Source organism: Bacteroides sp., assembly GCF_052357945.1.
GTDB lineage: Bacteria > Bacteroidota > Bacteroidia > Bacteroidales > Bacteroidaceae > Bacteroides.
Genome location: NZ_DAWCXD010000259.1, coordinates 1 through 3,588, shown reverse-complemented (window position 1 = coordinate 3,588; position 3,588 = coordinate 1). Strand labels below are relative to the sequence as shown.

Below are 3,588 nucleotides of genomic sequence, written 5' to 3'. Positions count from 1 at the left end.
CTTGACGTTGTTTATACTTAGGATTTTTCTTGTTAATAACATACAAACGGCCATTACGTCTAACGATCTTACATTCTGGCGTGCGTTTCTTTAATGATGCTCTTACTTTCATATCTTATTTTATTTATATCTAAACACAATTCTTCCTTTCGATAAGTCGTAAGGAGACATTTCGACTCTCACTTTATCTCCCGGCAGGATCTTGATGTAATGCATACGCATCTTACCTGAAATATGTGCAGTAATCTCATGTCCGTTTTCTAATTCAACACGAAACATTGCATTAGACAATGCTTCAACTATAACTCCATCTTGTTCTATTGCAGATTGCTTTGCCATATTATATTGCTTTATCTCCTAAAACTTCTTCTATGAATTTGAATGAAGACAAAATATCAGCTTCACCAGCTCCAACAGCTATCGTATGCTCAAAATGTGCAGCACATTTACGATCTCTGGTCCTCACAGTCCATCCGTCACTTTCCATTATCACTTGTCGGTCTCCCAATGTTATCATCGGCTCTATCGCTATGCAAAGGCCTCTTTTCATCAATGCCCCATATCCTCTTTTACCATAGTTAGGAACCTGAGGATCTTCGTGCATCTCTTTACCGATGCCATGGCCAACAAACTCACGCACTACACCATAAGAATGAGACTCACAATATTGCTGAATAGCATATCCGATATCACCAATTCTTTTACCTTGCACTGCATTCTGGATGCCAATATATAACGCTTCTTTAGTTACCTTCAACAAGTTACGAATCTCTTCGTCTACCTCTCCTACACAAAAAGTATAAGCAGAATCACCACAGAAACCATTCATGTAAGTTCCGCAATCCACTGATACGATATCACCATCTTTCAGTACGATATCCCCTGGGATTCCATGTACCACCTGTTCGTTGACAGAAGTACAGAGAGATGCGGGAAATGGTTCTCCATATTGATTCGGAAATCCTTTGAAAGTTGGAGTTGCCCCATGATCTCTAATGAACTCTTCAGCAACTTTATCCAACTCACGTGTAGTTACACCAGGTTTCACCAGTTTGGCAACCTCTGCAAGAGTTTTACCAACAAGCAGGTTACTCTGACGGAGCAATTCTATTTCATCTTCTGTTTTAAGAAATATCATTTCTAATCTAAAGAATTAATATGCCGCTACACCAGCGCGTCCTTTAATACGACCAGATTTCAACAGACCATCATAGTGTCTCATCAACAAATGACTTTCAACCTGTTGCAGGGTATCAAGAACAACACCTACAAGAATTAACAAAGATGTACCGCCGAAGAATTGAGCGAATCCTGCTTGCACTCCGAATACACCGGCAAAAGCAGGCATAATAGCAACTAAAGCCAAGAAGAAAGAACCCGGCAAAGTGATACGAGACATTATATCATCAATATACTCTGCTGTTTTCTTTCCCGGTTTAATACCAGGGATGAAACCATTATTTCTCTTCATATCCTCAGCCATCTGAGTCGGATTAATTGTAATTGCAGTATAGAAATACGTAAATAATATAATCATTACCGCAAAGACAAAATTATACCAGAAACTTGTATGATCTGTAAACGCATGCAAGAAACCGCCTGCATCATTTACATTTGAAAAACCGATAAATGTAATTGGAATAAACATGATTGCCTGAGCAAAGATGATAGGCATAACACCAGCAGCATTCACCTTTAAAGGGATATACTGTCTAGCACCACCATATTGCTTGTTACCAACGATTCTTTTTGCATACTGTACAGGAATCTTTCTTGTACCTTGCACCAAAAGAATAGCAGCGCCAATCACTAATAATAAGAATACGATTTCAATTATAAACATAATCAGACCACCGCTCTTATTTGCTACTCTGGATACAACTTCTTGCAACAAAGCATCAGGGAAACGAGCGATAATACCAATCAAGATGATAAATGAAATACCGTTACCAATACCTTTATCAGTAATTCTTTCACCAAGCCACAAAATAAACATACTACCTGCTGCCAAAATAATGGTAGAGGTAACCATAAACAGAGTCCAATCTAATGAAGCATTTAAGGAAGGGCCAGCCTGCATTTTAAGATTGAGCAAATAAGAAGGGGCCTGAACTAACAATATAGCAATCGTCAAGTAACGAGTATATTGATTCATTTTTCTTCTGCCGCTCTCACCTTCGCGTTGCAACTTCTGGAAATACGGTACAGCGATTCCCAATAACTGAATTACGATAGATGCAGAGATATAAGGCATGATTCCTAATGCAAAAATAGAGGCATTAGAAAATGCTCCTCCAGAGAACATATTTAACAAGGCTAAAAGGCCTTCACTTGTTTGTTCGTGCAATTTTGCCAGCATCGCCGGATTGATACCTGGTAATACGACATACGATCCGAAACGGTAAATTGCCACGAACAATATGGTGATGAGGATCCGCTGTCTCAGATCCTCAATCTTCCATATATTCTTTAATGTTTCAATAGCTTTTCTCATTGAATCAGAGTTTTACTACAGTTCCACCAGCAGCTTCAATAGCAGCAGTTGCAGTCTTAGAGAACGCATGAGCTTCTACTTCCAGCTTGTTAGTCAGAGTTCCGTTACCCAATACTTTTACCAACTGATTTGAAGAAATAAATCCTGCTTCGATAAAGTCGTTTACACCAACTTTTGCCAAGCTTTTAGCTTCAGCAAGTTTCTGGATAGTATCCAAGTTGATAGCTTTATATTCAACACGATTGATATTCTTGAAACCAAATTTAGGAACTCGACGTTGAAGAGGCATCTGACCACCTTCAAAACCGATTTTCTTAGAGTATCCAGATCTTGATTTAGCTCCTTTATGACCTCTTGTAGAAGTACCACCTAAGCCAGAACCAGCACCACGTCCAATTCTTTTTCTTGTCTTAGTAGATCCCTCAGCAGGTTTTAAATTACTTAAGTTCATATTGTAATTTCGTTTTATTATTCAACAAATAATTACTTAACAATGGCAACCAAGTGTTTTACTTTATCTACCATTCCAAGAATTGAAGGAGTGCTTTCGTGTTCAACCACACGGTTCAGTTTACGAAGTCCCAGTGCGTCAAGAGTTCTTTTCTGATCAGCTGGAGCACCAATTCTACTTTTAACTTGTTTAATCTTTATAGTTGACATATCTCCTCCTTATCCTCTAAATACTTTTTCAACACTAATACCTCTGTTCTGAGCAACCATTCTTGCATCACGCATTTCACTCAAAGCTTCAATTGTAGCTTTAACAAGGTTATGCGGATTCGAAGAACCTTTAGATTTAGCCAAAACGTCAGTAACACCAACACTTTCCAATACAGCACGCATAGCACCACCAGCTACAACACCGGTTCCGTGAGATGCAGGTTTGATGAATACTTCAGCACCACCAAATCTAGCTGATTGTTCATGAGGAACAGTACCTTTTAAAATAGGTACTTTCACCAGGTTCTTTTTAGCTGACTCAACACCTTTAGCGATAGCAGCTGTTACTTCACCTGCTTTACCAAGTCCCCAACCAATGATACCTTCTTCGTTACCTACAACAACGATTGCAGAGAAACTAAAAGTTCTACCAC

General features: G+C 38.9%; 7 protein-coding genes. All 7 read right to left on the bottom strand.

The window, feature by feature from the left end; translation table 11 throughout:
* The coding region (rpmJ, locus tag ACT8YW_RS22455) for a 50S ribosomal protein L36 (protein ID WP_279105085.1) at positions 1-112 on the bottom strand (112 nt) is incomplete at its 3' end.
* 8 nt (positions 113-120) lie between these two features.
* Complete coding sequence (gene infA / locus ACT8YW_RS22450) at positions 121-339, bottom strand: translation initiation factor IF-1 (protein WP_002558052.1); 219 nt, start codon at positions 337-339, stop codon at positions 121-123.
* A gap of 1 nt (position 340) precedes the next feature.
* Entirely contained in the window at positions 341-1,138 is a 798-nt protein-coding gene (gene map, locus ACT8YW_RS22445) for a type I methionyl aminopeptidase (protein WP_444107202.1), read from the bottom strand.
* Between the two features lie 15 nt (positions 1,139-1,153).
* The gene (gene secY, locus ACT8YW_RS22440; RefSeq protein ID WP_004310881.1) at positions 1,154-2,494 is read right to left on the bottom strand and encodes a preprotein translocase subunit SecY; all 1,341 of its coding nucleotides are present in this window, start codon (positions 2,492-2,494) and stop codon (positions 1,154-1,156) included.
* Between the two features lie 4 nt (positions 2,495-2,498).
* Positions 2,499-2,945 carry a 50S ribosomal protein L15 gene (gene rplO, locus ACT8YW_RS22435; protein WP_008023042.1) on the bottom strand — a complete coding sequence of 149 codons (447 nt, stop codon included), beginning with the start codon at positions 2,943-2,945 and terminating at the stop codon, positions 2,499-2,501.
* Positions 2,946-2,977: 32 nt separating this feature from the next.
* Positions 2,978-3,154: a 50S ribosomal protein L30 gene (gene rpmD, locus ACT8YW_RS22430; protein WP_004296332.1), complete on the bottom strand. Its 177-nt coding sequence runs from the start codon at positions 3,152-3,154 to the stop codon at positions 2,978-2,980.
* Positions 3,155-3,163: 9 nt separating this feature from the next.
* Positions 3,164-3,588, bottom strand: a 425-nt coding sequence (gene rpsE / locus ACT8YW_RS22425) for a 30S ribosomal protein S5 (protein ID WP_444107201.1), incomplete at its 5' end; no start/stop codon positions are given.